Origin of the sequence: Staphylococcus simiae (assembly GCF_002902085.1) — a bacterium.
Lineage (GTDB): Bacteria > Bacillota > Bacilli > Staphylococcales > Staphylococcaceae > Staphylococcus > Staphylococcus simiae.
The window spans coordinates 1-5,971 of record NZ_PPQR01000035.1 but is presented as its reverse complement, the minus strand read 5'-3'; the positions used below and the strand labels follow the sequence as shown (position 1 = coordinate 5,971).

General features: G+C 36.2%; 1 protein-coding gene. It reads left to right on the top strand.

Annotated elements, in window-relative coordinates; all coding sequences use genetic code 11:
* Window positions 1-935: 935 nt before the first annotated feature.
* Window positions 936-5,971, top strand: a 5,036-nt coding sequence (locus CD113_RS05610; protein ID WP_103262333.1) for a SasC/FmtB family protein, incomplete at its 3' end; no start/stop codon positions are given.

Here is a 5,971-nt window from a genome sequence, read left to right as displayed (position 1 = left end):
GATAGTTATAGAAGTATAGGCATGGAACATATAAGTCTCTATACCTCTATGCATTGTAATAGTTATAATCGTTATTGTAATAGCAATTATAACTCTGAAACTAGTGTCCCAAGTTTTATATTTTCCATTTATATAAATACTTATCTCAATATCATTAATAGTCATGTCATTATACAGCATGGTTAATACATATATTGCATCAATTATGCTGACAGCAGTATTTATTGTACTTGTTATTTGGGCATTTACTAATGAATCACATTAAAGTCGAAGATTTTAAGTGATTCACGTTATTTAATATGATCATTGCCACAAATTCCTCTTGTTTTTTCAATTTTAACATTTTGATGTAAATACGTAATGAAGGTTCGAGATATGTATTTTTTAATGACATAATTATGACATAATAGAGTACAAAAACGAAAAACAAAGAAAATTCTAGAATGTTAAAACACTGATTTAATAAGGTTAATACATGTATTAAGGTTTATTTTTAGTGGTACATAATGCCAGGCATGATGTAAATAGCCAATAAACGTAGATTTAAAAGTGATTAATCATTTGATTTGATATAATAATGGTATAAAATATACAAAATAAAAATGCCGATAGGTCTAGCTGAACTAAAACAGGATTTCAAAATAATTCTTTTGAGACGTTTTCCATGAGTTGACTGAACTTTTGGGAAGCGTCTTTTTATATAACTATTTAACTATGGAGATATTAATTTCGGTCATGTAATTTTACTAATATATAAGCTGTATGTTGATTTTTGAAATTAATTGTATAATATATTTTAACTTTCTAATAATTGTTATAGTTAAGTTGTTATAATTTCGATTTTGTGCTATTTTATTTTAAAAATATACAATAGGCTAAAGATATTATATATCGTTTAAATCATGCCTGAAGAAATAAAGGAGCAGGAATAAACAATGAACAGCAAGAGAAACAACAACTTAGATAAGACAAAGATTACTAGATTTTCAATCAGAACTTATAAAGGGTATGGGGCTGCAAGTATTATCGTGTCAGCATTCTTTTTATTGTTAAACCATAATCACATTGCACAAGCTTCCGAAATTAAGAAAGACATGAATACTTCGACGAATATAAGTCATATTAATAGTGAAGTTTCATCTCAATTACAATCCAATAATAATCTCCAAAACAAAAATGATACGATATTAAACGATGCAAACACAGTAAGTAATGTTCAACTAAATAATACAAGTACTGATTCTAATAAATCTTTAGCAAATAAGTTAGCTGATCAACATACACAACAAAACAATGTCGAAGATACAAAACAAAATCAAAGTAGTATCAATACGCAACATAATAGTCAATCACCGAGCGTACGTCATCGTATTCGTAAAAGAAGTGTGAACACCAATCTCGCACCAGCAAGTAATAATGATCCTCTACACTTCAATGAAACCAATACTTCAATTGAAAATGGTCATTTTGATCATGTAACAGGAGGCACATTACCGACAACTTCACAAAAAGTTACAGTTGTTACTGGTGTAGATCATTGGACGAGTTTATCGACAGCTCCTAATCCTGAATTTCCAATCTTCAATACTTTAACTGCTAAAGATTATCGCCCATTTATGAGTGATGCTTCAGCACCATATGGTGTTGTATTAGCTAGAACTACGGATGGTAATAATAGAAATGTTTTAGATCCTAAAGTAGCAGGTATTTATCAAGATATTAGTGTTGTACCTGGTTCAGAACTCGTGGTGAGATTTACATCTGCTAGTATGACATTTAAAAGTAGTGTAACAGGCGCTAAATTGAAAATAAGTGATACTACCGGTAGTCAAATATTATTTGATAGTAGACTTAATGGTATGGGTAATTTTCCAACTGGTAAATTAACGGTATTAGTAAATATACCTGAAAATTTAAATCGTGTACGTGTGATGTTTTTACCTATATCTAACAAAAGTAATTTAACGTCTGGACAAACTAGCAGTGCTAATGGCTTTGGTTCAGCGCCTGCTAATATTTATTATGGGGGAGTAGTTAGTAATGTCAGCGTGAATAGTGGTGCTTATATTGAAACGTCAGTACCTCAAACATCATATACTGTAAGTGCTAATTCAGCTACGGCTAATGCTGTTCGAGCAACAGTTTCATTTAATTTAGAAAATAAAGGTCATAATTTTGCGAAAAGTGTGGATTATAAAGTGACATTACCAGCAAATTCTAAGTTTATTTCTGCAACTGGTGCTCAAGGAAGCTATAATCAAGCTACAAATGTATTAACATTATCGATTGGACAAGTAGGTATAGGTCAAAGGAGAACTATTACTTATACCACTGAATTGCAAGCTACAGAACCTAAAAATGTAGAGTTGAACGGTAATTTAACTTATCAAACTGATGCGCCATTTAGAGGAACAGGGATACAAAAAACAGGTAATAATAGCGTGAATACGCAAACAGTTCAAATATTAATGTACCAAACAGATTTACAAACAAAAGTAAATGATGTTACTCAACAATTACATACGTTGAATGAAGCGGATTATACACCTGAAAGCTGGAATGCATTAAAAGCTAAACTAGTAGATGCTAATAATATTTTAAATGAAGAAAATAATCACATTGATCTTGCTAATCGCCAAAATCAAGCGACTATTAATCAATTAACAACAGATATTCAAACATTATTTACACAGTTGAAGGAAACAACACCAGCGTCACCAAGTGTAACAGCAGATGTTCCAAATGCTAATGTAGTAGTTAGCCCCCAAGGAGATACTACTTCAATGACAATCAAGTATGTCGATACGGCAGGAACAGATCAATCCATAACAGCAATGAAAGCAAATAATATGTGGTCACTCAATCCAACAGTTGCAGGTATATCGATTAACGACCAAACAGGTACTGTCACTGTAGAACATACCGCGGTCCAACCAAATAGCGTGGTAAAAGCAACAGCTGTAAAAGGCAATAGTGATAGTAGTAATGAAATGCAAGTTACAATGCCAATTAAGGAAGCAACGCCAGCGCCACCAACTGTAACAGCAGATGAACCAACTGCAAGTGTAGTAATTACTCCTCAGGGTGAAATTACATCAATGACGATCAAGTATGTTGATACGGCAGGTGCAGATCAATCCATAACAGCAACGAAAGCAAATAATATATGGTCACTCAATCCATCAGTTCAAGGTATAACTATCAATGATCAAACAGGTATAGTTAATGTAAACCATACTGCAGTCCAACCGCATAGTGAAGTGAAAGCAACAGCAGTGAAAGGAAATAGTAATGTCAGTGGAGAAAATAAAGCTGAAATACCAGTTAAACAAGTGACTCCATTAGCACCAACTATAACAGCAGATGTGTCTACTGCAATTGTGTTAGTTAGTCCCCAAGGAGATACTACTTCAATGACGATCAAGTATGTTGATACGGCAGGAGCAGACCAAACTATAACTGCAACTAAAGTAAATAATATGTGGTCGCTCAATCCAACAGTTGCAGGTATGTCGATTAACGACCAAACAGGTACTGTCACTGTAGAACATACCGCGGTCCAACCAAATAGCGTGGTAAAAGCAACGGCCGTAAAAGGAAATAGTGATAGCAGTAGTGAGACTCGAGTTACAATGCCGATTAAGGAAGCAACGCCAGCGCCACCAACTGTAACAGCAGATGAACCAACTGCAAGCGTGGTAGTTAGCCCTCAAGGTGACATAACATCAATGACGATCAAGTATGTTGATACGGCACGAGCAGACCAAACCATAACAGCAACGAAAATAAATAATATGTGGTCACTTAATCCATCAGTTGCAGGTATGACGATCAACGACCAATCAGGAGCTGTCACAATTAGTCATACTGCAGTACAAGCAAGTAGTGAAGTAAAAGCGACAGCTGTAAAAGGAAATAGTGATAGCAGTAGTGAAACACGTGTTATGATGCCAATTAAGCAAGCCACACCGGCAGCACCAACTGTAGCAGCAGATATTCCACATGCGAGTGTTGTAGTTACCCCTCAAGGGGATGTAACATCAATGACGATAAAATATACAGATATGACAGGAGCAAATCAATCCATAACAGTAACGAAAGCGAATAATATATGGTCACTCAATCCATCAGTAGCAGGTATGACGATCAACGACCAATCAGGAGCTGTCACAATTAGTCATACTGCAGTACAAGCAAGTAGCGAAGTAATAGCAACAGCCGTCAAAGGTAATAGTGATGTCAGTGGAGAAAATAAAGCTGAAATGCCAGTTAAGGAGGCAACGCCTGTAGCACCAACTGTAATAGCAGATGTTCCAACTGCAAGCGTGGTAGTTACACCTCAAGGTGACATAACATCAATGACGATTAAGTATGTCGATACAGTAGGAACAGACCAAATCATAACAGCAACGAAAATAAATAATATGTGGTCACTAAATCCATCAGTTGCAGGCATATCAATTAACAACCAAACAGGTACTGTCACCGTTACACACACTGCAGTCCAACCACATAGTGAAGTAAAAGCAACAGCTGTAAAAGGTAATAGTGATAGTAGTAGTGAAACGCAAGTTACAATGCCAATTAAGGAGACAATGCCCACAGCACCAACTGTAACAGCAGATGTTCCAACAGCAAGTGTAGTAATTACCCCGCAAGGTGACATAACATCAATGACAATCAAGTATGTCGATACGACAGGAGCAGACCAAACTATAACAGTAACGAAAGCGAATAATATGTGGTCACTAAATCCATCAGTTGCAGGCATATCAATTAACAACCAAACAGGTACTGTCACGGTTACACACACTGCAGTACAACCACATAGCGAAGTAAAAGCAACAGCTGTAAAAGGAAATAGTGATGTCAGTGGTGAAAATAAAGATCAGATGCCAATTAAGGAAGCAACACCAGCGCCACCGAATGTCACAGCAGATGTTCCAACAGCAAGTGTAGTAATTACCCCGCAAGGTGACATAACATCAATGACAATCAAGTATGTCGATACCGCAGGAACAAACCAAACCATAACAGCAACAAAAACGAATAATACATGGTCACTTAGTTCATTAGTCCAAGGTGTATCTATCAATAATCAAAGTGGAGTTGTCACAGTTGCGCACACTGCAGTACAAGCAAGTAGCGAAGTAAAAGCAACGGCTGTAAAAGGCAATAGTGATAGTAGTAGTGAAACGCAAGTTACAATGCCAATTAAGGAAGCAACACCGGCAGCACCAAGCGTAACAGCAGATGTTCCGACTGCAAGTGTGATAATTACACCTCAAGGTGATATTACATCAATGACGATAAAATATATTAATCCAGCAAGTGTAGAGGAAACAATTATGGCTACTAAAAACGGTAGCACATGGGATTTAAGTAATACTGTCGGCGGAATTACGATTAATAACCAGACAGGAATAGTGACAGTAGATCATACCGCAGTACAAGCAAGTAGCGAAATAAAAGCAACGGCTGTAAAAGGAAATAGTGATGTCAGTGGAGAAAATAAAGATCAGATGCCAATTAAGGAGGCAACACCGGCAGCACCGACTGTAACAGCAGATATGTCAACTGCAAGTGTAGTAATTACCCCACAAGGTGACATTACATCAATGACGATTAAGTATGTTGATACGGCAGGAACAGACCAAATAACAACTGCAACGAAAGTAAATAATACATGGTCACTTAATCCATCAGTTCAAGGTATATCTATCAATGATCAAACGGGTATTATTACTGTAGAACACACTGCGGTTCAGCCAAGTAGCGAAGTAAAAGCAACGGCTGTAAAAGGAAATAGTGATAGTAGTAGTGAGACTCAAGTTACTATGCCAGTTAAGGAAGCAACACCAGCGCCACCAAACGTAACAGCAGATGAACCAACTGCAAGCGTGGTAATTACACCTCAAGGTGATATTACATCAATGACGATAAAATATGTCGATACGGCAGGTACAGATCA